Source organism: Corynebacterium sp. HMSC072D12 (assembly GCF_001813925.1).
GTDB classification, from domain to species: Bacteria; Actinomycetota; Actinomycetes; order Mycobacteriales; family Mycobacteriaceae; genus Corynebacterium; species Corynebacterium aurimucosum.
In genome coordinates, this window is sequence record NZ_KV814386.1 from 96,552 (window position 1) to 119,086 (window position 22,535).

The following is a 22,535-nucleotide window of genomic DNA, read 5'->3' on the forward strand; positions in this document are numbered from 1 at the left end:
CGCGACGGGGCGCTGGCCGTAAAGCTACAAACCTAAATCCCGCCGCGGCTACTAAGGAGAAGAGTGTGCCGCAAAGTCATGTGAGCCACAATACAACGCTTCTCATTGTGTGGCAACTGATTTCACATATTGGGACGTGGTGCGGTGTGGATAGGATGTGTGGCGTGCACGAAGAAAACTCCACAAAGACGAGACCGGAACCTCGGGCGGATACCGCAGTAGAAGGCGCCCTATCAGCTGCTGCCTCCCCGGCAGGTGTGCAGGGGAGGCTAGCGCTTCTGTCGGTTGCTGTGCTGGTCGCGGTTGTCGGCACCGCAGTGCGTATCACTGTTCTCGGCGTCATTGCCGCCGTTAATGAACAGGAAATGTGGGATCGGCTCACAGCCTGGGATTCCAAGTACTACCTGGAAATCGCACGCGCGGGGTATTTCGACGCCGACATCAACACGGATGGCCCGGTCCATGAAATCACTATGGCTTTCTTTCCGGGCTTTCCCATGCTGCTGCGGGTGCTGGGCTGGACTGGAATCAGTCTGGAGATAGCCGCGCTCATTGTTAACACCGTGCTTACTGCAGTCATGGCCGCCGGAGTCATTGTTTTGGCGCGGCGCGTGGGTGCGCAGCGTCGTGGGCAATGTGCAGCGGCCCTCGTGGTGAGCAGCGCACCGATGTCTATCGTATTTTCGATGCCCTATACCGAGGCCCTTTTCGGTGCCCTCGTGGTGTGGGGGCTTATAGCCTTAGATGATCACGCCTGGTGGCGTGCAGCGGCATTCGGCTTCGCCTTATCCTTCGTTCGGTTGACCTCCGTCGACTTCCTCGCCGTCTTTGCTCTGTGGGTGCTCATTTATGGGCGGCGCTCCTGGCAGGCGTGGCTTGGTGTCGTCGTCGCAGCGCTCCCGCTACCGGCATATCTACTGTGGACGCAGCGTTATTTGGCAGATGCTGGTGGCTACTTCGGGATTCAAACTGAGCATTGGAATTCCACCTTTGATGGCGGTGTGGCAACCGTGCAGTTCGTGTGGGAAACCCTGACTGAGAACAACGACGTGGGCTACCTGCTCACCACCCTGGTGATCGTGGGCGTTCCTGTGCTGCTGGTGGCAGCATGGGGGAGGGTTACCCCGGTGGCCTGGTGGTTTAGTGCTGCGCTTTGCGCGAATGTGCTGCTTTCCGACGGCATCATGCACTCGCGTCCGCGTCTCCTCCTGCCCGCCATTATCTTGATACTGCCGTGGGTTGTGCGCGCGGCTAGTGCCCTGCGGCCGCGCGTGCTGTGGGCTGCCTGCGGTGCATGGGTCCTGTGGTCAGCGTGGTTCTCCGCGTATATGCTGGTGGTCTTTGAGTGGGCGATCTAACGCTGGCTTTGCTCTGCGCGCTGAGTGCTTCCCGGGTTGACCGGAACACGCGATAAGACGATCGTCGCCGCGATCATGATGATGAGTGAAGCGCCCATCACGCACCACCCCGCAACGCTTTCGACTTGAAATTTTTCACCCAGGACCCAGTAGCCTAAGCCGAAAGCCACGATGGGCTCCATGATGGTCATGGCGGGAAGGGAGTGCGCCAAGGCACCGGCGTGGAAGGAATACTGCTGGATGACCGTGCCGGAAGCCGCCAGTCCGATGAGTGCGTATAGCTCCCAACTGGCTAGCAATGTTGCGATGCCTTGGTGGGAGAGGACGTCAACCACCGCTTTTGCTACGAGCGCCACGTAGCCGTAGAGGATGCCGCAGGCGGCGCCGAGTGCCAGCGCGGATTCCTCCGGCCGGTTATAGGCCGCCACAAAGAGCGCGGTGAGTGTCAGCGCGCCGAGGGCGAAGGCGGGCCACCATTGGGACCAGGTGGGCGTCGTCAAGCCTGCGGTGGGGCGCCCGTAGACCACCATGATGCTCACTGCGATGGTCAGCGTCAGGCACCAGAAGACCTCCCGCGGCGGCATCGGCCGGCGGGAATACCACGCAGCAAGCGGCAGCGTGAACATGAGGGATAGGACAAGGATGGGCTGCACGATGAGTAGTGTGCCGAAATGGAGCGCGATGAGCTGCAAGGCATAGGCGACAATGGCGGCACCGGTGCCAACCCACCACAGGGGCGTGCGAATTGCAGTGCGCATGACGCTGCGGGAGCTGGCGTCCAACACGATGCGGTGGCGTATGACAGTTCCCCAGGCCACGACTAGTGCCGAGGCCAGTGCGAACGCAATGGCAACCAGGTTTGAAAACACTGTTTCTACCCTACCTGGAATTAATACCCAGTACGTGTTTCGATGGTAGCCAAAGGGCGGTAGGCTAAAGGAGTTGACTGCCGGTCTATAGGTATTGGGCGGTGAACAGATATTGGCCCTCACAGACAGGAAAGGTGGGACCATCAGTGGCCCTAGTCGTACAGAAATACGGGGGATCCTCCCTCGAAAGCGCAGAGCGCATTCGCGCGGTGGCGGAGCGCATTGTGGCGACGAAGAAACAGGGCAACGACGTGGTTGTCGTGTGCTCCGCCATGGGGGATACCACCGATGAACTCCTAGACCTTGCGGCCCAGGTCAATCCCGTCCCGCCGCAGCGCGAGATGGACATGTTGCTGACCGCTGGCGAGCGCATCTCCAATGCACTCGTTGCCATGGCGGTGGAGTCCTTGGGCGCGCAGGCTCAATCCTTCACCGGCTCCCAGGCCGGCGTGCTCACCACCGAGCGCCACGGAAACGCCCGCATTGTCGACGTCACCCCGGGCCGCCTTACCGAAGCGCTGGAAGAAGGCAAGATCTGCATCGTTGCGGGTTTCCAGGGCGTCAATAAGGAATCGCGTGATGTCACCACCCTCGGCCGCGGCGGTTCAGATACCACCGCGGTGGCGCTGGCGGCAGCGCTCAAGGCCGATGTGTGTGAGATTTATTCCGATGTCGACGGCGTCTACACCGCTGACCCTCGCATCGTCCATAACGCCAAGAAACTCGACCAGCTTTCCTTTGAAGAGATGTTGGAACTGGCGGCCGTCGGCTCCAAGATTCTGGTCCTGCGCAGCGTCGAGTACGCTCGCGCGTTCAACGTTCCCCTTCGAGTTCGCTCGTCTTATTCAACCGACCCCGGCACGCTGATTGCCGGATCAATGGAGGATATCCCCGTGGAAGAAGCAGTACTTACCGGTATCGCCACCGACCGTTCCGAGGCCAAGGTCACCGTTTTGGGCATTCCGGACCGCCCCGGCGAGGCAGCCAAGGTCTTCCGCACCATCGCGGACGCTGAGATCAACATCGACATGGTGCTGCAAAACGTCTCCTCCCTGGAGTCCGGCACCACCGACATCACCTTCACCTGCCCGCGCTCCGATGGCCCGAAGGCAATGGAGATCCTGGCTAAGCTCAAGGAGGAGGGCCACTGGGCCAACGTGCTGTACGACGACCAGGTGGGCAAGGTCTCCCTCGTCGGCGCAGGCATGAAGTCCCACCCGGGTGTCACCGCCGACTTCACGGAAGCGTTGCGTGATGCTGGGGTCAACATGGAGCTCATTTCCACCTCCGAGATTCGCATCTCCGTGCTGACCCGCGAGGCCGATCTCGATAAGGCAGCCATTGCTTTGCATGAGAAGTTCCAGCTGGGTGGCGAGGAAGAGGCCACCGTTTATGCTGGTACCGGACGCTAAAGTTTAAGGAGTTAAGGTCATGACCACTGTTGCAGTTGTAGGCGCCACCGGCCAGGTCGGCCGCGTGATGCGCACCCTCTTGGAGGAGCGCAACTTCCCGGCCGATACGGTTCGCTTCTTTGCCTCCGCGCGTTCGGCGGGCCAGGAGCTCACCTTCCGCGAGGAGAAGATTGTCGTGGAAGATTTGGCGGAGCAGACCGTTGAAAGCCTTGCTGGGATTGACGTCGCTGTGTTTTCCGCCGGCGGCGCTACCTCGAAGGAGTATGCCCCTCTCTTCGCCGAGGCCGGTGCCATCGTGGTGGATAACTCCTCTGCGTGGCGCAAGGACCCGGATGTTCCGCTCATCGTCTCGGAAGTGAACCCGCAGGAAAAGGGCAACACCCCGAAGGGCATTATCGCGAACCCGAACTGCACGACCATGGCGATCATGCCGGTCACGAAGGCGCTTCACGACGCCGCCGGTCTCACCACCATGCGCGTCGCCTCCTACCAGGCCGTTTCCGGTTCCGGCTTGGCAGGCGTGGAAACCCTGGTTAAGCAGGTAGCGTCCATCGGTGACCGCAGCGTGGAGCTCGTCCACGATGGCTCGGCGCTCGAGGTCTCCGAGGAGGATCTGGGCCCCTACGTCGCCCCGATTGCGTATAACGCGCTGCCGCTGGCTGGCAACCTCGTCGATGATGGCACGGAAGAAACTGACGAGGAGCAGAAGCTGCGCAACGAGTCCCGCAAGATCCTGGGCATCCCGGAGCTGAAGGTCTCTGGCACCTGCGTGCGCATCCCGGTATTCACCGGTCACACCATGGTGGTGCACGCGGAGTTCGAGAAGCCGATTACCCCGGAGCAGGCCCGCGAGGTGCTGTCCTCTGCGCCGGGCGTCAAGGTCGTCGATGTGCCGACCCCGCTGGCGGCAGCAGGCATCGACCTTTCCCTGGTTGGGCGCATCCGCCAAGACCAGACGGTGGAAGATAACAAGGGTCTCATCTTCGTTGTTTCCGGCGATAACCTGCGCAAGGGCGCCGCGCTCAACACCATTCAGATTGCGGAGCTGCTAGTTTAAAGGCAAAGCTGCAGCGAGTTTTAGAACCCGCATAAATAAGAAAAGTCCGCCCCAGATATCACTCTGGGAGCGGACTTTTCTTCTGTCAGCGGGGAAACGCTAGTCCTTCGGGACCTCGGGCTTGGTGTGCTCCACAAAGGTCACGGATGGATCCGGGTCCTCGCGGTCGTATTCAATCTCATCGTCAGCTTCGAGTTCTTCATGGATCTCATCGGCGACGGTGGAGACAAACTCTTCAGTTTCCATGTTGGAGGCCGCTGCCAGCTTGCGCAGCTCGCGCTCGTTCTTCTTGGTGAAGTGCTCGCGCGGGTCCAGGCGGCGCTTGACCAGGGTGCGGGCGCGCACGCGGCGGTCAGACTCAGAGGTGATCTTGTCACGCTGGGTAATCCACGTGATGACCATGACGGCAATCATGAGCAGGCCGATCCAGCCCAGAATCGGGTAGACACTGGAGACCAGTTGCTTGAAGCCGATGAAAGAGAGGATGAAGCCGACGACACAGGCGCCTGCGTAGACAGGGTAGAAGAGCTTCGGCTTCTTACGGGTGAGGCGCTTGCCCATGGCGTAGAACATGCCGATGGCGGTGTTGAAGACCATGCCATAGATGATGAACGTCATGAAGTAACCCAGGATTGGGTTCACGTTATTGATCAGCGAGAGTACCGGCAGGTCCTGCTCGTGAACGTCCGGGGCCACCATGTAGAGAGAGACCACGAGGAGAGCGAGCAGGAGCAGGTAGAAGAAGCCACCGATGAGGCCGCCGATGCCTACAGCGCGGTTATCCAGGATGTTGCCGCCGATGACGATGGACATCGACACCGCACACATAACGTTGAGGCCGGTGTAGTTCAGCGCTGCCAGCCACCAGTTGTTGAGGGGACTCTCCACGTTGTTGATGGCATAGTCATTGGCCCAGGACCAATCCACGTCGGTCACGATGATGGTGTAGCCGGTGGCCAGGACCACGAAGAAAATGATGAAAGGCGTAATCGCGCCGATAACAGAACTGACTTTATCCACGTCAAGGAGACCCACCAGCAGGACGAGCACGAGCATGACGGCGCCGCCCACCCAGATCGGCACGCCCTCGAATTGCTGGCTGATAGTGGAGCCACCACCGGCGAACATGACGAAGCCGATGGAGAACAGCGTGGCCAAGGTTCCCCAGTCCAAAATTCGGGAGACGATGGGACCAGTGATCCTGTCGTAGACAGCCGTGTGTTCGTCAGCCTGGAAGTAGGATCCGAGCTGCAGAATCGACACGCCGGTAATGATCATGAGGGCGGCAGCAAGCACAACGCCCCACAGGCCCTTGTTTCCGAAGGCCACGAAGTACTGGACTGCTTCCTGGCCCGATGCAAAGCCGGCGCCGACGACGACGCCGATGAAGGCCATAGAGATGGCCACTGCGCGTTTCCACATAAAGTAAAGGTGTCTCTCAATCTCACACGCGCCGGGGGATGCCATCACTACCCAAGGTGTGGTGCGGGCAATTGGGAAAGCCTCGCGGGCCCGGTTCGACTATCGATTTATCACGTGTGCCTCGAAAAAGATTAGGTGTGTTCGATAGGTATTTTCCAGCTGGGGCTGCGGTTTCCTTAAGGATAGGCAGTGGCGGGGGTGTCAGAACTTGCCGTTTGGCGCATGTAGATGCAGGTTCTGTGACCAGCCGCACCCATTTGTAACGGCTCGATAACGATTAGCCGCGTTGGTCGATTAAGTCCTTGCGAGCGCGGGCCACGCGGGAGCGGATAGTGCCCACGCGGACCCCGGCGATCTTCGCGGCCTCCTCGTAGGTATAGCCCAGAACTTGGGTCAGGATGAGGGCTTCGCGGCGGTCTTCTGGGAGGGCGTCGATAAGTGTGCGGGCGTCGATCCACTCGCTCCACGTTCCGGCGTTTTCGGGAGTCGCAGCAAGGGCGGCGGCATCCTCGTACTCGGTGCTGGACTTGCGTGGGCGGGCCATGTCGTGGCGGATGTTGTCTACCCATACGCGGCGAGCAAGCGAAAGCAGCCATGTGCGCGCTGAGGAACGGGCGGCGAAGCGGGGGAGTGCGCCGATGACGCGCAGATATGTCTCTTGGGTGAGATCGTCTGCGATGTCGGGGCCGCCGAGGTGGGCGAGTAAGCGCCAGACATCATCCTGGGTGGACTTGATGAACTCCGTGAGGGCTGCGCGATCGCCGCGGCCTGCCTTGAGGGCGAGGTCGGTGACGCGCGCATCGTCGCGCTCGGAGTGTCGTTTCACCTCCCATAACTTACCAGTCGGGGAGGTGGGATTTGGACACCTCGGTGTTAAGGCTATGACCTCTGGCAACCTTAAAAACTGTTGCGCAGGTCATTTTTCATGGGTAGTCTATGAAAGGTCCGTGATTGATAATGTAAAGCAAATTATCAACCGATCTAGGAGGCATTAACCCCATGACTAACGCTTCGAATGAGTCCGCGGCAGACAAGGTTCTAGACAAGGGGCAGCGCGCCCCGGGCGGCCCGAACACTACCCGCCCGTCCGGTCAGCCGGTTGCTACTGAGAACACCAGCATCACCGTTGGCCAGAACGGCCCGGTAGTGCTCAATGACATCCACCTGATTGAGAAGCTGGCGCACTTCAACCGCGAGCGCGTGCCGGAGCGCACCCCGCACGCTAAGGGCCACGGCGCTTTTGGTGAGCTGCACGTTACCGAGGATGTCTCCGCCTACACCAAGGCAAAGCTCTTCCAGAAGGGCACCGTGACCCCGATGATGGGCCGTTTCTCTACCGTTGCCGGCGAGCAGGGCTCCCCGGATACCTGGCGTGACGTCCACGGCTTCGCGCTGCGCTTCTACACTGAGGACGGCAACTACGACATCGTGGGCAACAACACCCCGGTCTTCTTCATTCGTGATGGCATCAAGTTCCCCGACTTCATCCACTCCCAGAAGCGTCTGGGCGCCAACGGCCTGCGCGATGCTGACATGCAGTGGGATTTCTGGACCCGCAACCCGGAGACCACCCACCAGGTGACCTACCTCATGGGTGACCGCGGTACCCCGAAGACCACCCGCCACCAGAACGGCTACGGCTCCCACACCTTCCAGTGGGTCAACGAGTCCGGCGATGCCTTCTGGGTGAAGTACCACTTCAAGACTCGCCAGGGTGTGGAGAACTTCACCGACGCCGAAGCCACGGAGATCGCTGGTAAGAACGCGGACTACCACCGCGAGGACCTCTACAACGCCATCGAGGAAGGCAACTTCCCGGTCTGGGACGTCAAGGTTCAGATCATGCCGGTGGCGGAGGCTGAGGAGTACCGCTTCAACCCCTTCGACCTCACCAAGACCTGGTCCAAGAAGGATTACCCGCTGGTAGATGTCGGATACTTCGTGCTCAACCGCAACCCGCGCAACTTCTTCGCGCAGATTGAGCAGGTTGCCCTGGATCCGTCTAACATCGTCCCGGGCATTGGCCTGTCCCCGGATAAGATGCTGCAGGCACGCGTCTTTGCATACTCTGACCAGCAGCGCTACCGCATTGGACCGAACTACAAGCAGCTGCCGGTGAACCAGCCGCTCAACCAGATCAACACCTATGAGCATGAGGGGCCGATGCAGTACCTGTTCAACGCTCCGGAGGATCCGGTCTACTCCCCGAACCGTCACGCCAAGGGCGGCGGCTACCTCGACGGTGATGAGAACCTGCGCTTCAAGGAGCAGGAGACCACCACCGCCCCGGACCTCTACGTAAACCCGGACCCGGCAGGTATCGACCTGGTCCGCGCGCCCTACGTCCATCACGCTGAAGACAATGACACCATACAGGCCACCGACCTGTACGAGAACGTCTACGACGATGGTGCCAAGGAGCGTCTGGCAGACAACATCACCAATGCCATGGCAGGCGTGTCCCCGGAGACCGAGGAGCGCGTTTACGCTTACTGGGATGCTGTCTCCCCGCAGCTGGGCAAGCGCGTGCGCGAGCTTTTCGCTGAAAAGAAGTAATACCACCTCAGTGAGTTAATCTCGTGGCTTCAAAAGCCCCGCCGGTCTAGTTCATTAAAGCTAGTTCCTGGCGGGGCTTTTCCGCGCGCCTGACCGCTTTTGCGCAGCGTGAACGATAGTTTCTTTTACATGACCTCACGCCTAGCCAGCCCTGCAGATGCCAACCGGAAAATTGGCGCCCGCGCTCTTATCCTCACCCTCGTGCTCATCCTGCCGCTCATCATCGGCGCGGCCGTCGCCGCCGTATCCGAATGGCAACCAGCCGAGACCTGGTCCCAGGAACAGGCGGGTGCGCCCAGCGATGGCACCATCGATCCGGCTGAGCTTTACGACGTCGCCCGAGCCCTCTCCGAAGCCAATGCCCAGGCCGGCTTCCTGGCTAATGGCGCGCAGCAGCTTGCCGATGGCACCGGCGAGCTGCAGGATGGTGCCGGTGAGCTTGGCGGCGGAGTAGACAAGCTGGCTGGTGGCTCGCAAGAGCTTTATGACGGGCTTGTGCAGCTGCAGTCCGGCACCGCGCAGCTGGGCAACGGCGCTACTGAGCTGGCTAACGGCGTCGGCGGAGCCGTCGACCAAGTCATCGGTCTCGGGGTGGTTCGCGGACAGATCCTGCAGGCAATCGACGGCACCCTCAAAGACCTGGAAGGGAATAACTCGGCGGAGGCAAAGAACATCCGCGCGCAGCTCGGTGATCTGCGCAGTCAAGTGGAGAACTTCCAATTTGATCAGTCCATTCAGGACCAACTGACGCAGTTGAAGGATGGCTCGCGCGAGCTTTCCAACCAGTTGTCCGTGAGCGGCTATGCCTATCACGATGGTGTCTACCAAGCCACGGAGGGCGCACAACAGCTCAATGCTGGCATTGGCGAGCTCAATGCCAAGGTCGATGAGGCTCTTAAGGGCGTGGACAAGCTTGTGGAAGGAGCAGAAAAGGTCGACGGCATGGCCAAGCAGAATCAGACCAAGGTGCAGGGAGCGCAGCGTGCGATGCCGACCGTCGCCGGGCCCGCTGAGGCCGGTGCCGAGCCCGCTCAGCTGCTGAGCCCCATCGTCGCTATGCTCCTTGCGGCTATTGCGGTTCTGGGCGGGGGCGTTATTGGTGCTCTGCTCACGCGTGTCGACCGCCGTATCCTCGTGCTGCTCGGCGGAGCGGTGCTCATCGGTGTTGTCGTGGGCCTGCTCGTGGCTCTTTTGGCTACCGGCGTGACCGCGGCCGCGGTGGCCTGGGCGGGGCTTGCGGCGGCGGGGGCTGGGGTGGCGTCGGCAAGCATGGTGTTCGCGCTGGTGCGCTGGCTTGGTGCGGGCGGCTGGTTCCTGGGAAGTGTGCTTGCTGTCGCACAGGTCGGCGTCGTGGGATGGGCGTGGAAGGCGGCGTCGACCGGCACCGATCTCAACACCGCGATGAGCGCGCTCGTGCACCTCTTCCCCATGCAATGGGCAACCTCCGCCATTACCGTGGCGGGCAATGGTGGGCAGTCCCCGCAGCTGTGGACAGCCCTGGCTATTTTGGGGGTGATCGCGGTCGCGGCCTTCGTGCTCGTAGGCGCACCCGCCGGGCGGGAAGGCAAAGAAAAGGCCTAGCTCACAGGTCTGCGGACGGCGCATCGCATAAGTGTCAAGATACGTTACGTGCATTTCCAGATTTTGCTACCGCTGTGAATGAAAAGAGTGCTAGAGTGAGAGGCGCTCACAAAGCCTACTTAGGGGGTAGGCAAACGGTTTCTCCAATCCGTTGTGAGTGATAGGGAATAGGGGCGACGCGGCTGCTGTAGGGGCACCGCGTCGTTTCCAATTGTGGGGGTAAAGTTGGCGGAAACGACCGCTCCGGAATTGGAGGCTCACCGTGACCGACTCCCGCGATATCAAACCTTTTGCTGCCAGCCGCGGCCCCAAAATAACCTCCGTTGGCGCGATTATTGGTACGGCCCTGGTGGGCGGGTTACTGCTTGGGGGAATCGGTGTGGGTACGAGCTTGGCGGTCTTCGATGAGCCGGAGCGCTCCGATTTTCTCATGCAGCCCGCGCAGCGTGAGGTGCAGGCCGACATCATGGACCCAGACGATGTGCTTTCCCCGGAGGAAGAAGAGCGCATGCTCGGCGATGTCTCCCGGATCGCCGCCCCCGACGTGGTCCAGGGGCTGCACTACATGGTCTTTGCCAAGAACAAAGAAAACGTCAACGACTCCGTGGAGGCGTACCTGCGCGATCATCACCCGGAGCTCATTGGCAAGGACAAGTTTGCCGATGGTCAGGTCTTCGTCGGCGTAGGCCTTGACCCGCGCCAGGCCTTCGTCTTCGCGGGTGAGGACGTGGCCGATCGGATGAAGCTGCGCAAGGGTGACAGCCATTTGGAGCAGTCCATTGAAGCCATTAAGCCGGGCGTGCGGGATGACAACATTCCCGCTGGTCTTTTTGCAGGCGCGGCGGCAGCGATCGATGTGGACCGTGCTGCGGATACCCAGTATGAGAGCGCGAAAAATGGGCGCATTGGGGCGGCCATTGGCCTGGGGGCGGCGGGACTGAGCGTTGGTGGCGCGGGCGCGGGCATCGTCGGCGGTGCTCGTCGCAGCCGGCAGAAGAAGGCGCAGCAGGCGCGCGAGGATTGGGACTACGTGTCGCAGACCTATACCGATGTGGCGCAGCGCCTGAGGGAGATCGATATCCGGGCGCACTCGCTGCAATCGGGGCTGGTAGATGAGCGCCTACGTGAGGACTGGGAGGGTCTGCGCGATGACTTCCTCGCTATCGACTCCCAAGTAGGCTCGCTGATGTCGATACCGGCTGACGCGCCGGATGACCAGTTCCGCTCGCATGCCGAACCCATCGCTCACGCGCGCGAACTGTGTGAGCGCGTGGAAACCGCCGAAGTCAACATTGAAAAGCTGCACCGAATCGAAGACGCTGATGCCGACGCCCGCCGCTTTGAGCTCTACGAGTTGGGTAAAGACCTGGCCCAGGCGGGTTACCTAGCGGCGGATATCGACTCGTCTCTGGAGCGTCACGCCAAGGAGCTGGAAGACGCCGCCGTGGCCTTGTCCAAGGAGCCAAACCACCCGCAGTTCATGGAGCGCTACTTGGAGCTCTTGGACCGCACGGCGTTGCTCTCGGAGCACCTGCAGGCGCAGCTGCAGAAGCGCAACGAGGCCGATGAGCGGCCGGAGCGCACGCGTATCTATGACTCCAATTTCTTCGCTGGTTCCGGCTACCACGGCTACGTGCCCTTCTACGTTGTGAGCACCTGGGACAGCGATGCCACCACCGCCCGCGAAAGCTCCTCCAGCAGCGGTGGCGTCAACAGCGGGTTTAGCTCGGGCTTTTCTGGTTCGGGTGGTTCTTCAAGTTTCTAGGCGGGGCAGGCGGCTCTGCCCGTCGGCGCCTGCTGCTCGGTGAAAACACAAAAGAACCCGCAGTTTCCTGCGGGTTTGTGGTCGGGATAACAGGATTTGAACCTGCGACCTCTTCGTCCCGAACGAAGCGCGCTACCAAGCTGCGCCATATCCCGGTGTCTCGCTCTAAGCGGTACCGGATTACTGTAACGCACCCCAGCCTGAAAGAACAAAACGGCAGCGTGGAGGGGGTATCCCTAGGCGGCCTTTTCGGTGATGTGCAGGAGAGTGGCCGACGGGCGGCAGAACACGCGGAAGGGAACGAACTTCGAGGTGCCCAGTCCGTTGGAGACGTGCATGTACATCTCTCCGAAACGGTGCAGGCCCTCCGCGCGAACGCGGTCGATGCCACAATTGGTCACGATGGAGCGCGAGCCCGCTACCTTGAAAGGCAGGCAGAGCTGGCCGCCGTGCGTGTGCCCGGACAGGGACAGCTGGTAGCCGTCGGCGGCGAATTTCTCTAGGACGCGGGGTTCCGGGGAATGCAGTAGTGCCAGGGAAAGGTCGGCGTCCTCGTTCGGCGCACCGGCAATCTCTGAGTAGTCATCCAAGTCGTGATGTGGGTCATCCACGCCGGCGGCAGCGAGGCGGACGTCGCCGACCTTGAACTCTACGCGGGCCTGGTTGGCGTCGTGCCAGCCGTGCTCGAGGAAGGCCGCGCGCATGCCCTTCCAGGGCAGGTTCACGTAGGAAGGTTCGTTCTTCTTCCCAACCAGGTAGTTGAAGGGATTCGGGATGCGCGGCGCCCAGTAGTCGTTGGTGCCAAAACAGAACATGCCCGGACGGCTCAGCAACGGGCCCAGGGCGCGGAGTACCTCGGGGACGGCGCGCTCGTCGGAGAGATTGTCACCGGTGTTGATCACCAAGTGCGGGTCAAGGGCATCAAGCCCCGAGACCCACTCGATTTTGGTGCGTTGGCCCGGAATCATGTGGAGGTCGGACACGTGCAGGATACGAAACTCGGACTCCTCGCGCAGCGTACCGGGCTCCAGTAGCGGCAGGGTGTACTCCTTGAGCTCGAACTTGGTGAGCTCTGAATGCGCCCATGCGGCAGTGCCCAGACCAGCGGCGGCGAGTCCGCCAAGGACAGGGTAAATCTTCACCCTCACCACACTACCTGGGCCGGCAGGCGTAGATTGAAGGGCATGAGTGAGTTGAAAGAAACTATCCGTGCTGACCTCAAGACCTCGATGAAGGCCAAGGACAAGGCCCGTACGAGCGCCATCCGTTCTCTGCTGTCTGCCATCCAGGCGGAGGAAACGACTGGTTCTCGCCATGAGATTACCGATGAGGACATCCTCAAGGTCATCGCTCGTGAGATTAAGAAGCGCCGCGAATCCGCAGAGGTCTATGCAGAAAATGGCCGCCCGGAGCTGGCGGAGGAAGAGCTTGCTGACGTCCCCTTCTTCGAGGCCTACCAACCAGAGCAGCTTGACGACGACTCCCTGAACACCCTCGTCGCTGAATCTATCGCCGAGGTTGAGAAGGATTCCGGCGAGCCGGTGACCATCAAGCAGATGGGCAACGTCATGAAGGTGGCCACCGCTAAGGCCGCTGGCCGCGCCGACGGCAAGCGGCTGTCTACCGCGGTGAAGGCCGCCCTTAACTAGAACCCGCCTTCTCGCGCGCTAGTGTTCCCGCCCTAGCGCGCTCGCTCTAGTCCGTTCTACGCTTTAGCTCGATTTTCCACGCTCTAGCGCTCGGCGCTAGAGCCCGAAGAAGCTCCGCACGTCATTCGTGAAGCGGTCGACATCTTCTTGGCTGAATAGCGGCTCAGACTGCGAGGGCTGGCCGCCACCAGTGCCGGCGCCGTCACCGCTTGGGGCAGGGGGTGCGCCGTAGGTGGAGTCCCAAGCTGCTTGGTCCGAGTTCGCGGAAGAGGAGTCGCTTGCGGAGCCGTCGGAAAGCTGGAGCGTGACCTCCGAACCCTTCTTTGCGCCGGATGCGCCGGTGATGACGCGAACCACCTTGCCGTAGCCCACACCGGGGGCGGGAACCTCGGTGGTTTTCACTACGAAGCCGGCCTTCTCCAGAGCGGACCGGGCTTGGCTTTCGGGCTTGCCCTTCAGGCCGTCGATAAGCGGCGATACCGTACCGGAGTCGTAGGCGCGGTCATAGTCCGGCACCGTGCCCTTCTGGGCCGCGGGAACGCGCGCAGCCATCGTGTAGAAGGTTGCCGCCGGCTCTTTGCCGCCAAAGAGATTGCCGCTAGCGCACTGGCGCACGGGGCCGGTGCACAGCGGACTCGTGGTGGTCCCGTCATTGTAGATATACGGTGCGGCAGCGACGGCCGAGTTGAAGCCCAAGAAAGCCGAGGACTGGTTGGACTCCGTGGTACCGGTCTTGGCGGCGGCCTGACCGCTGAAGCCGGCAGCGCGTGCCGAGTCGGCAGCGGTGCCCTTTTCGGTATCGGCCGTCATGTTGTTTTCCAGGGCCTTGGCTACTTCCTTGCCCACTGCGCGCTCGCACGGCGTGTGCTTGAGGTAGACCTCGTTGCCGTGGGAGTCCGTGACTTCCTCGATGGGGTTCGGCTCGCACCACATGCCTTGCGAGGCCACCGTCGCACCCACATTGGACAGCTCCAGCGCGTTCACTGCTGTGGGGCCGAGTGTGAAGGAACCCAGGTTGGATTCCTTGATGTGGTTGGCGATGGAAGTCTCGCCGTCGTAGCTGCCGGGTTCCTCATAAGAACGCAGGCCGAGCTTGACGGCGATGTCGACCAAGCGCTCGACGCCCAGTTGCTCGGTGAGCTGGATGAAAGGGGTATTGGGGGAGTAGGCCAGCGTGTCCTGCATAGTCATCGTGGGGGCATAGCTGCCGGCGTTTTCCACGCAGTACTTGTTGGGCGGGCAGTTAGCAGCGCCGCCGTATCCTAGCCCTTCCGCCTCGTAGCGCTTAGGTACAGCCAGCTTGTCCTTAATGCCGTAGCCTGCCTCCAAGGCGGCCGCGGCAGTAAAGAGCTTGAACACCGAACCGGCACCGTTGCCCACTAGCGAATTCGGCTGGGGGAGGAGGGTTTCGTTGTTGTTGAGGTCGAGCCCGTAGGTGCGCGACGAGACCATGGCCAGCACCTTGCGGGTACTGGTGCCGGGCTGGATGACGTTCATGACCTCCGCCACGCCTTCCGCATCCGGGGCGGTATGGCTGCGCACCGCGTTGAGCGCCTGGTCCTGGACATCGGGGTCAAGCGTGGTCTTGATGGTCAGGCCACCGCGTGTCAGGTGCTCGCGGTCGATGCCTTTTTCGTCGAGGTATTCCAGCACGTAGTCGCAGAAGAAACCGCGATCGCCCGCGCCGATGCAGCCATTGGCCAGGGTATCGGGGCTATCCAATACGCCCAGGGGTTCCTGGGCAAAGGAATCGGCGTCCTCCTGGGAGAGGGAGCCGGTGTCGGCCATGGCCTGGAGCACCATGTTGCGGCGTTCGATGACGCCTTCCTCATTGGTGTAAGGGTTGAGATACTCCGAGGACTGCACCATGCCGGCGAGCATCGCTGCCTGCGGCACCGTGAGGCTCTCGGCACTGGTACCAAAGTAGGTGCGGGCCGCAGCCTCAACGCCATAGGCGTGGTTGCCAAAGGGCACGAGGTTGAGGTAATTAGCCAGAATCTCATCCTTGGACAGCTTGGCGTCGATATCCGTGGCCATGCGCATCTCGCGTAGCTTGCGGGCTACGGACTGTTCCGTCGCGGCCTGGCGTTCCTCGTCGGTCGTTGCATTGACCAAGAGGAGATAGTTCTTTACATACTGCTGGTCCAGCGTCGATGCACCCTGGGAGACGCCGCCTGCGGACAAATTGGTCCACAAAGCGCGCAGATTGCCCTGCAGATCGACACCTTCGTGCTCATAGAAACGGCGGTCCTCGATGGCCACGACCGCTTGCTTCATGGCATCCGAGATTTCATCCGGCTGCACCGGATGGCGGCGTTGCTCGTAGATATAGGCAAGGGTGTTGCCCTTGGCATCCAAGATGGTGCTCACACCAGGGGCCTCGCCGTTGGTGAGATCCTGGATGTCCGATTGCATCGTGTCGTTCGTCCTGGCCACGGCAACGCCACTGACGCCGGCGACGGGGGCGATGGCCAGCGCGATGAGGATGCCGACCAGTGCTGTGGACAGGACGAGCTTTCCCAGGGATTTGATCACAGTCACCCTCCACACACTAGTGGTTCAGGTGCAGATCCGGGAGACCCCCCTAAAGTGTGACCTGTTAGACAGGGATACCGGTCTGTGAATAGACTTACCAATGGTACATAATATTCCGTCGAGTAGAGGGTTATTCACGATCTTCAGCTTCGACGGGGGTGAGCTTGGAAGGAGTTACCTAGCCGTGACAGTCAGTGTCAAAGGTGCAGGACGGTCCACAATGCTAAAGAATGCCTCGCTAACTTCTGAGCGTGGTGAGTGGGTTACCCAAGCTAAGTGCCGCAACGGTGACCCCGATGCACTGTTCGTGCGAGGTGCTGAGCAGCGAAAAGCTGCGGTGATTTGCCGCCACTGCCCGGTGCTCAATGAGTGTCGCGCAGATGCTCTGGATAACCGCGTGGAGTTTGGCGTGTGGGGCGGCCTCACGGAGCGCCAGCGCCGCGCGCTTCTGCGCAAGAACCCGCATATCACTAGCTGGGCCCACTACCTTGCTGAGGGTGGCGAACTCATCGGTATTTAGTAGCATTGATTCCATGACTAAATGGGAATATGCCACCGCGCCGGTTCTTACGCACGCGACGAAACAAATCCTCGATTCCTGGGGTGAGGACGGCTGGGAGCTCGTCACCATCACCCCGGGCATGAACCCGGAGAACGTTGTCGCCTATTTCAAGCGCCCTTTGGGGGAATCCTAATGGGTGCGCTTGCCCGCCTTGAAGAGCTCGGCGTCGAGCTGCCTTCCGTCGCTGTTCCTCTCGCGTCCTACATCCCGGCTACCCAGGTGGGTAACCAGGTCTGGACATCTGGCCAGCTGCCCGTTGTGGGCGGGGAATTGCCTGCCGCCGGCAAGGTCGGCGCAGAGGTAAGCCTCGACAAGGCACAGGAATTGGCGCGCACGGCGGCGCTGAACGCATTGGCTGCAATCGATGGCCTCGTGGGGCTTGACCGCATTACCCGCGTGATAAAGGTAGTCGGTTTCGTAGCTTCGGATCCCTCTTTCACGGATCAGGCCGCAGTTATCAACGGTGCCTCGGATTTCCTCGGTGAGGTCTTCGGGGACGCTGGAATCCACGCGCGTTCTGCGGTGGGGGTAGCGGTCTTGCCGAAGGATTCCCCCGTTGAGATTGAAATCATCGTAGAAATCGCTGAGTAATCGGATAGGGTTAGAACCATGGAGCATCCTGCATATAGCCAACTGCGTCCCGTGAGCCAGTCCGTCGGTGTCGTGCTGTGTGATAACCCCAGCTACACCGCCTTGGAGGGCACCAATACGTGGATCATCCGCGCCGGAGAAGATTCCCGCGCCATTGTGGTCGATCCGGGCCCAGAGGATGAAGGTCACCTCAACGTTGTGACCGCGAAAGCGGGCGAGGTGGCGTTGATTCTTCTTACCCACCGCCACGATGATCACGCATCGGGCGCCCAGCGTCTGCGCCAGCTCACCGGCGCCCCCATCCGCTCTTTCGATCCGAATTACTGCAACGGAGGGGACGCGCTTGTCGACGGTGAAGTGATCACCGTCGACGGCATCACCCCTCAGCTTGAGGTGGTCCATACCCCGGGTCATACCGCAGATTCGACCTGCTTCTTCGTGTGGTCGGCGGAAGCGAAGAACTCCATGCTGGAGGGCATTCTGACCGGCGATACCATCGCAGGCCGCCACACCGTGCTGCTGTCTGAGACCGATGGTGATTTGGGCGCCTACCTGAAGACATTGGATCTTCTCGAAGAGCGTGGCAAGGATGTAGCGCTTTTCCCAGGGCACGGCCCGGACTTGGAGGACACCTCCGCGGTTGCCCGTAAGTACATTGACCGCCGTCACCACCGCCTGGACCAGATTAAGGAGGTCCGCGGGCGCCTTGGTGAGGATGTCGACGTCAAGACGCTCGTCGATGAGATGTATGACGACGTCGACCCGGTCCTTCGCCACGCCGCCGAGCAATCCACGCGCACTGCGCTGAAGTACCTCGCGGCTCAGAAGTAAAACACCGCATAGGAAAATCCCCCGAGAAATTCTCGGGGGATTTTGCATTGGGCCAAAGCCGCCCGGAGGCAGCATATGCAGGTTCGGCCTTGAAGACCTAGCGCGCGCGGCGGGCCAAGTGCTCGGTGTCAACGATGAGCACCGACTTGCCCTCCAAGCGGATCCACCCGCGGTGAGCGAAGGTGGCCAGCGCCTTGTTCACGGTCTCGCGGGAAGCTCCGACGAGCTGGGCGATCTCTTCCTGGGTGAGGTCATGGTTCACGCGGAGCGCGCCACCCTCCTGTACACCGAAGCGGTTCGCCAGCTGCAGCAGGGTCTTAGCCACGCGGCCTGGAACGTCGGTGAAGATGAGGTCCGCCAGGTTGGCGTTGGTGCGGCGCAGGCGGCGGGCCAGCACGCGCAGCAGCTGCTGGGCAATCGCCGGGTGATCGGCTACCCACTGCTTGAGCATCTCAGAGTTCATCGTGGCGGCGGTAACCTCGGTGACGCACACGGCAGAAGAGGTGCGCGGGCCCGGATCGAAGATGGAGAGCTCGCCGAACATGTCGGACGGGCCCATCACGGTCAGCAGGTTCTCGCGGCCGTCCGGGGCGTGGCGGGCGAGCTTAATCTTGCCCGAGGTAATGATGTAGAGGCGGTCTCCCGGCTCACCTTCCTCAAAAATGGTGGTGCCGCGCGGGAAACGGACGGTTTCCATCTGCTCAATAAGGTTCTGTACTGCTACCGGATCGACGCCCTGGAAAATACCAGCGCGGGAGAGGATATCCTGTACGCCTTCCACTGTTACTCCTTAAAGCCTGCGCAGCCCGGAATACACTGGGACACAAGCTGGTTTGGTTTATGTTGACGCACCTAGACTCCAGTGCGCCACGAGGCACTGCACAACATCATACAGTGTAATTAGTCACTATTTCCACCAACGTGAAAAATAATCACACACCTTGGTTAATCCTCGAAGGCCGTCGCTTCTAGCTTCTCCATGAGAATGGCAAAGAGCGCGAGGCACAGCGGCACGAAGAGGACGAGTGAAATCATGCTTCCCATTCTAACCGCTGTCACTAGAGTTACTTCTATGTCCCCTGACCTTTCCACACCGCATGACGACGATACCGAGGCAGCGCGCATTGTCCATATTCGTACAGCCCTCGCGGAGGAATATCCCGACGCCGACTGTGAGTTGGATTTCACCTCCCCGTTGGAGCTGCTCGTAGCAACGGTTCTCTCCGCGCAGTGCACGGATGCCCGTGTCAATCAGGTGACCCCGGAGCTTTTCGCTGCCTATCCCTCCGCACCGGATTACGCAGCCGCGGACCGCTCCGATCTCGAGCGCATTCTCCGCCCACTCGGCTTTCAGCGCGCGAAGGCCGGCCACTTGCTGGGCATCGGGGAGAAGCTTGTTGCGGATTTCGACGGGCAGGTGCCCCAAGGGATCGACGAGCTCACCTCCCTGCCAGGAGTTGGCCGCAAAACCGCACTGGTGGTGCGCGGAAATGCCTTTGGGCTACCGGGGATCACGGTGGACACCCACGTCACGCGCTTAAGCCAGCGGCTCGGTCTGACTGGGGCAAAGACGCCGCGGGCGATTGAGAGGGACGTCGCCAAGCGCGTGCCCGAAGAGGAACAAACAGTGTTTTCACACAGCCTCATCCTCCACGGGCGGCGCGTGTGCACCGCCCGGAAGCCGAAGTGCGCGGCCTGCGTCCTTGCGCCATGGTGCCCGTCGCGGGGTTAAGGTGGAGCAATGAGCCAATATTCTCGGTGGCCTGGATATGTGAAGGCGAGCATCGTTGCCATTGTTGCGCTGGCAGCACTCGCATTCGTCGGCGTGGTGAATCTCCTTGAGGATGATGAGCCGGAAGTCCCTGTCCCCGAGGTACAGGAGCAAGAGGTAGCCAAGCGTCCCAAGTGCCCCGAAGGGCCGATCGCTGGTGTGGACCTTCCCTGCCTGGGCGCGGCCGGTACAGCGGCGGCCAAAGACGTCCAGATCGTCACGGTGTGGGCATGGTGGTGCGAGCCGTGCCGCACGGAGCTGCCCTTCTTCGAAGACCTTGCGCGCTCGCACTCCACGTGGAATGTCGTCGGCGTGCATGCGGACGCCAACGCCGCCAACGGTGCGGCGCTTTTGAGCGATCTGCAGGTCGATATTCCCAGCTACCAGGACGAGGATGGGACCTTTGCTGGCGAGCTCGGGCTGCCGGGCGTCATCCCCATCACCCTCGTGGTGCGCGATGGCAAGGTGGAAGAGAAGTTCATTAAACCCTTTACCTCCGCCAAAGAATTGGAGGAGGCCGTCGAGGAGGTTCTTAAATGAGCCGACTGTTTCCCGCGCACGCCCCTGAGTGGCTGCACCCCGCGCTCGGGGTTGATGCCGGCAAGGTACAAGAGCACCTCATCCGTCACCTCCCGGCCGCTCGGCGCCGCCGCGAATCGGCTGTGTTGGTGCTGCTGAAGGGCACGAGCTTTGAGGATGGCGAGGTGCTGCTCACGCACCGTTCGCCCTCGATGCGCTCGCACTCCGGCCAGATTGCATTTCCTGGTGGGCGCAAGGATGAAGAGGACACTTCGCTTGTCGACGCCGCCCTGCGCGAAGCCGAAGAAGAAACCGGCCTCGACCGCTCCACCGTTACCCCTCTTGAACAGTGGGGCAAGCTAGATATCCCGGCGACCGGCAACACCGTGAGCCCCGTCTTGGCGTACTGGCATAAACCGGGCACCGTGTGGCCGGCGAGTCCGGAAGAAACCGACGACGTCTTTACCGTCCCGCTGCGGGAGCTGGTGGATCCTGCCAACCGCCTGATGGTGGGCTTTAGCCGGTGGAAGGGGCCGGCGTTTCGGACACGCGGATACCTGGTGTGGGGATTTACTGCGGGAGTGCTATCCGGGCTCATGGACCACGCGGGCTGGAGCGTGGAATGGGATAAGAATCTGGTTCATGATCTGCGTGACTCACTCGATCGCTCTTCGAATAATGAGAAGATAGGCTAGTTCTGCTCCTTTCAGCCCTTAAGAAAGTATCCCCTCTGTGTCCTTAGTCGTTGACGTACTGATCGTGATTGCCGTGCTCCTCGCCGTGCGCGTGGGCTGGCGGCAGGGGGCTTTGGCAGCGGTCCTCGCGGCGGTGGGAATCATCGCGGGACTGGTGCTGGGAACCGTGCTGGCCCCGCTGGCGATGGGCCTGACTGACCAGGCGGCCGTGCGCTTCTTGCTGGCCGTCGGCGTGCTCATTTTGCTGGTGGGGCTGGGGCAGCTGGTGGGGACGTCGCTTGGCATGGCGCTGCGGGACCGCATGCGTACGCGGTCGGGGCAGCGCGTGGATTCGTCGATTGGCGCGGTGTTCCAAGCTGCGGCGGCCATCGTGGTGATTTGGTTGGTGTCCTTGCCCCTGGCCTCCAATTTGGGAGGCCAGCCGGGGCAGGCGCTGCGTGAATCGCGCGTGCTGAGCTCGCTGAATGCGGTGGCGCCTTCGCGCCTGGCGGCGTTGCCGAATGGCTTGGCTGCGCTCCTCAACGAGTCCGGGCTGCCGCCGTTGGTCTCGCCCTGGGAGCGTTCCGGCTCGGGCGTTGAGGTGGATGCGCCCGCGATACATATTGGGGATCCTGAGCTCGCGGAACGCGTGCGGCCATCCGTTATCCACGTGCTGGGTGATGCCGAGGCGTGCTCGCGCCGCCTGATGGGCTCGGGCTTCGTTACGGAACCGGACTACGTCATTACGAACGCCCATGTTGTGGCGGGTACGGATAAGGTGCGTCTTGATACCGTGCTCGGGCTCAAGGAAGCGGATGTGGTCTACTACAACTCGGATGTGGACATTGCGGTGTTGCATAGCCCGGGCTTGGACCTAGAGCCGTTGCCGTGGGCGGAGCACGCGGCTGTGACGGGGGACGATGCCATCGTCTTGGGCTTCCCGCAGTCGGGTCCCTTTACTGCAGAACCGGCGCGCGTGCGCGACCGCCTTACCATCGCTGGGCCGGATATCTACTCCACGGGCCGCGTGGAGCGCGATGCCTACACGGTGCGCGGCAGCATCCGGCAGGGCAATTCCGGCGGCCCGATGATCAACCCGGAGGGCCAGGTGCTCGGCGTGGTGTTTGGTGCTTCTGTGGAGGATTCCGATACGGGCTATGCGCTCACCGCGGACGAGGTGCGCGGCCACGTGGGTGACGTCACGCAGCTTGTCGACGCCATCCCAACCGGCTCCTGCGTCGGCTAGTTCTCGCGTGCGCTTTTCTTCCCCTTGGTCGGCATTAACCCCACCTGTGAGACACTTTCTTCCCGCCCCCTTCTAAGCAGGAATTATGTTCCTCCGGTTGCGGGGTGGCTAGTGCTGTTTTAGTCTCTGTGCTCATG

Annotated in this window: 21 protein-coding genes and 1 tRNA gene; 15 read left to right on the plus strand and 7 right to left on the minus strand. The window is 61.5% G+C overall.

Annotated elements, in window-relative coordinates; genetic code table 11:
* Positions 1 to 155 precede the first annotated feature (155 nt).
* Positions 156 to 1,358, plus strand: coding sequence for a mannosyltransferase family protein (locus HMPREF2943_RS03325; protein ID WP_070710797.1), 1,203 nt, complete (start codon positions 156 to 158; stop codon positions 1,356 to 1,358).
* Here the strand turns inward: HMPREF2943_RS03325 and HMPREF2943_RS03330 are convergent.
* Positions 1,355 to 2,227 (minus strand): DMT family transporter, encoded by an 873-nt coding sequence (locus HMPREF2943_RS03330; RefSeq protein ID WP_070710798.1) that lies wholly within the window; start codon positions 2,225 to 2,227, stop codon positions 1,355 to 1,357. The genes HMPREF2943_RS03325 and HMPREF2943_RS03330 overlap by 4 nt on opposite strands.
* A gap of 146 nt (positions 2,228 to 2,373) precedes the next feature.
* Here HMPREF2943_RS03330 and HMPREF2943_RS03335 point away from each other — a divergent pair, with 146 nt between their 5' ends.
* Positions 2,374 to 3,639, plus strand: a complete 1,266-nt coding sequence (locus HMPREF2943_RS03335) for an aspartate kinase (protein ID WP_070444232.1) — start codon at positions 2,374 to 2,376, stop codon at positions 3,637 to 3,639.
* A 19-nt stretch (positions 3,640 to 3,658) separates the two neighbouring features.
* Positions 3,659 to 4,696, plus strand: a complete 1,038-nt coding sequence (locus HMPREF2943_RS03340) for an aspartate-semialdehyde dehydrogenase (protein WP_070444230.1) — start codon at positions 3,659 to 3,661, stop codon at positions 4,694 to 4,696.
* A gap of 99 nt (positions 4,697 to 4,795) precedes the next feature.
* Here the strand turns inward: HMPREF2943_RS03340 and HMPREF2943_RS03345 are convergent, their stop codons facing one another.
* Together HMPREF2943_RS03345 and HMPREF2943_RS03350 are read right to left on the minus strand one after the other, a co-directional pair.
* The gene (locus tag HMPREF2943_RS03345; RefSeq protein ID WP_070444228.1) at positions 4,796 to 6,118 is read right to left on the minus strand and encodes a YkvI family membrane protein; all 1,323 of its coding nucleotides are present in this window, start codon (positions 6,116 to 6,118) and stop codon (positions 4,796 to 4,798) included.
* Positions 6,119 to 6,395: 277 nt separating this feature from the next.
* Positions 6,396 to 6,944, minus strand: coding sequence for an RNA polymerase sigma factor (locus HMPREF2943_RS03350; RefSeq protein ID WP_070710799.1), 549 nt, complete (start codon positions 6,942 to 6,944; stop codon positions 6,396 to 6,398).
* Between the two features lie 173 nt (positions 6,945 to 7,117).
* On the opposite strand from HMPREF2943_RS03350, the gene HMPREF2943_RS03355 reads away from it, so the two are divergent.
* The 3 genes from HMPREF2943_RS03355 to HMPREF2943_RS03365 all read left to right on the plus strand — a co-directional run bounded on the left by HMPREF2943_RS03355 (position 7,118) and on the right by HMPREF2943_RS03365 (position 12,020).
* The gene (locus HMPREF2943_RS03355; RefSeq protein ID WP_070710800.1) at positions 7,118 to 8,674 is read left to right on the plus strand and encodes a catalase; all 1,557 of its coding nucleotides are present in this window, start codon (positions 7,118 to 7,120) and stop codon (positions 8,672 to 8,674) included.
* Positions 8,675 to 8,803: 129 nt separating this feature from the next.
* Positions 8,804 to 10,255 (plus strand): hypothetical protein, encoded by a 1,452-nt coding sequence (locus HMPREF2943_RS03360; RefSeq protein WP_070710801.1) that lies wholly within the window; start codon positions 8,804 to 8,806, stop codon positions 10,253 to 10,255.
* 262 nt (positions 10,256 to 10,517) lie between these two features.
* Entirely contained in the window at positions 10,518 to 12,020 is a 1,503-nt protein-coding gene (locus HMPREF2943_RS03365) for a hypothetical protein (RefSeq protein WP_070710802.1), read from the plus strand.
* A gap of 78 nt (positions 12,021 to 12,098) precedes the next feature.
* Here HMPREF2943_RS03365 and HMPREF2943_RS03370 read toward each other — a convergent pair.
* Together HMPREF2943_RS03370 and HMPREF2943_RS03375 are read right to left on the minus strand one after the other, a co-directional pair.
* Positions 12,099 to 12,175 (minus strand) — tRNA-Pro (locus HMPREF2943_RS03370).
* Between the two features lie 81 nt (positions 12,176 to 12,256).
* Positions 12,257 to 13,162 carry a metallophosphoesterase gene (locus HMPREF2943_RS03375; protein ID WP_070444218.1) on the minus strand — a complete coding sequence of 302 codons (906 nt, stop codon included), beginning with the start codon at positions 13,160 to 13,162 and terminating at the stop codon, positions 12,257 to 12,259.
* 42 nt (positions 13,163 to 13,204) lie between these two features.
* Here HMPREF2943_RS03375 and HMPREF2943_RS03380 point away from each other — a divergent pair, with 42 nt between their 5' ends.
* Complete coding sequence (locus tag HMPREF2943_RS03380) at positions 13,205 to 13,669, plus strand: GatB/YqeY domain-containing protein (protein ID WP_010189970.1); 465 nt, start codon at positions 13,205 to 13,207, stop codon at positions 13,667 to 13,669.
* A 96-nt stretch (positions 13,670 to 13,765) separates the two neighbouring features.
* On the opposite strand, the gene HMPREF2943_RS03385 is transcribed toward HMPREF2943_RS03380, so the two are convergent.
* The gene (locus HMPREF2943_RS03385) at positions 13,766 to 16,210 is read right to left on the minus strand and encodes a transglycosylase domain-containing protein (RefSeq protein WP_246817260.1); all 2,445 of its coding nucleotides are present in this window, start codon (positions 16,208 to 16,210) and stop codon (positions 13,766 to 13,768) included.
* A gap of 214 nt (positions 16,211 to 16,424) precedes the next feature.
* Between HMPREF2943_RS03385 and HMPREF2943_RS03390 the strand changes: the two genes are divergently transcribed.
* From HMPREF2943_RS03390 to HMPREF2943_RS03400, 4 genes are read left to right on the plus strand one after another with little or no spacing between them, the layout of a single operon-like run.
* Positions 16,425 to 16,724 (plus strand): WhiB family transcriptional regulator, encoded by a 300-nt coding sequence (locus tag HMPREF2943_RS03390; protein ID WP_070444216.1) that lies wholly within the window; start codon positions 16,425 to 16,427, stop codon positions 16,722 to 16,724.
* A gap of 13 nt (positions 16,725 to 16,737) precedes the next feature.
* Positions 16,738 to 16,899 (plus strand): Sp36 family protein, encoded by a 162-nt coding sequence (locus HMPREF2943_RS12355; RefSeq protein WP_210399712.1) that lies wholly within the window; start codon positions 16,738 to 16,740, stop codon positions 16,897 to 16,899.
* Complete coding sequence (locus HMPREF2943_RS03395; protein WP_010189964.1) at positions 16,899 to 17,357, plus strand: RidA family protein; 459 nt, start codon at positions 16,899 to 16,901, stop codon at positions 17,355 to 17,357. Before HMPREF2943_RS12355 ends, HMPREF2943_RS03395 begins: the two co-directional genes overlap by 1 nt.
* A gap of 18 nt (positions 17,358 to 17,375) precedes the next feature.
* Positions 17,376 to 18,188 (plus strand): MBL fold metallo-hydrolase, encoded by an 813-nt coding sequence (locus tag HMPREF2943_RS03400; protein ID WP_070645401.1) that lies wholly within the window; start codon positions 17,376 to 17,378, stop codon positions 18,186 to 18,188.
* 97 nt (positions 18,189 to 18,285) lie between these two features.
* On the opposite strand, the gene glxR is transcribed toward HMPREF2943_RS03400, so the two are convergent.
* A complete protein-coding gene (glxR, locus tag HMPREF2943_RS03405; protein ID WP_010189962.1) occupies positions 18,286 to 18,969 on the minus strand; it encodes a CRP-like cAMP-activated global transcriptional regulator GlxR in 684 nt (227 codons plus the stop codon).
* A 291-nt stretch (positions 18,970 to 19,260) separates the two neighbouring features.
* On the opposite strand from glxR, the gene nth reads away from it, so the two are divergent.
* Genes nth through HMPREF2943_RS03425 form a run of 4 tightly spaced genes read left to right on the plus strand, consistent with a single transcriptional unit; the run spans position 19,261 to position 22,398 of the window.
* On the plus strand, positions 19,261 to 19,920 hold the full coding sequence (nth, locus tag HMPREF2943_RS03410; protein ID WP_246817261.1) for an endonuclease III: 660 nt from the start codon (positions 19,261 to 19,263) through the stop codon (positions 19,918 to 19,920).
* Between the two features lie 9 nt (positions 19,921 to 19,929).
* Positions 19,930 to 20,499, plus strand: coding sequence for a TlpA family protein disulfide reductase (locus HMPREF2943_RS03415; RefSeq protein ID WP_070444213.1), 570 nt, complete (start codon positions 19,930 to 19,932; stop codon positions 20,497 to 20,499).
* Positions 20,496 to 21,173: an NUDIX hydrolase gene (locus HMPREF2943_RS03420; protein ID WP_070645397.1), complete on the plus strand. Its 678-nt coding sequence runs from the start codon at positions 20,496 to 20,498 to the stop codon at positions 21,171 to 21,173. The genes HMPREF2943_RS03415 and HMPREF2943_RS03420 overlap by 4 nt, the downstream gene beginning before the upstream one ends.
* Before the next feature lie 37 nt (positions 21,174 to 21,210).
* A complete protein-coding gene (locus HMPREF2943_RS03425) occupies positions 21,211 to 22,398 on the plus strand; it encodes a MarP family serine protease (protein WP_070710804.1) in 1,188 nt (395 codons plus the stop codon).
* The last annotated feature ends 137 nt before the right edge of the window (positions 22,399 to 22,535 follow it).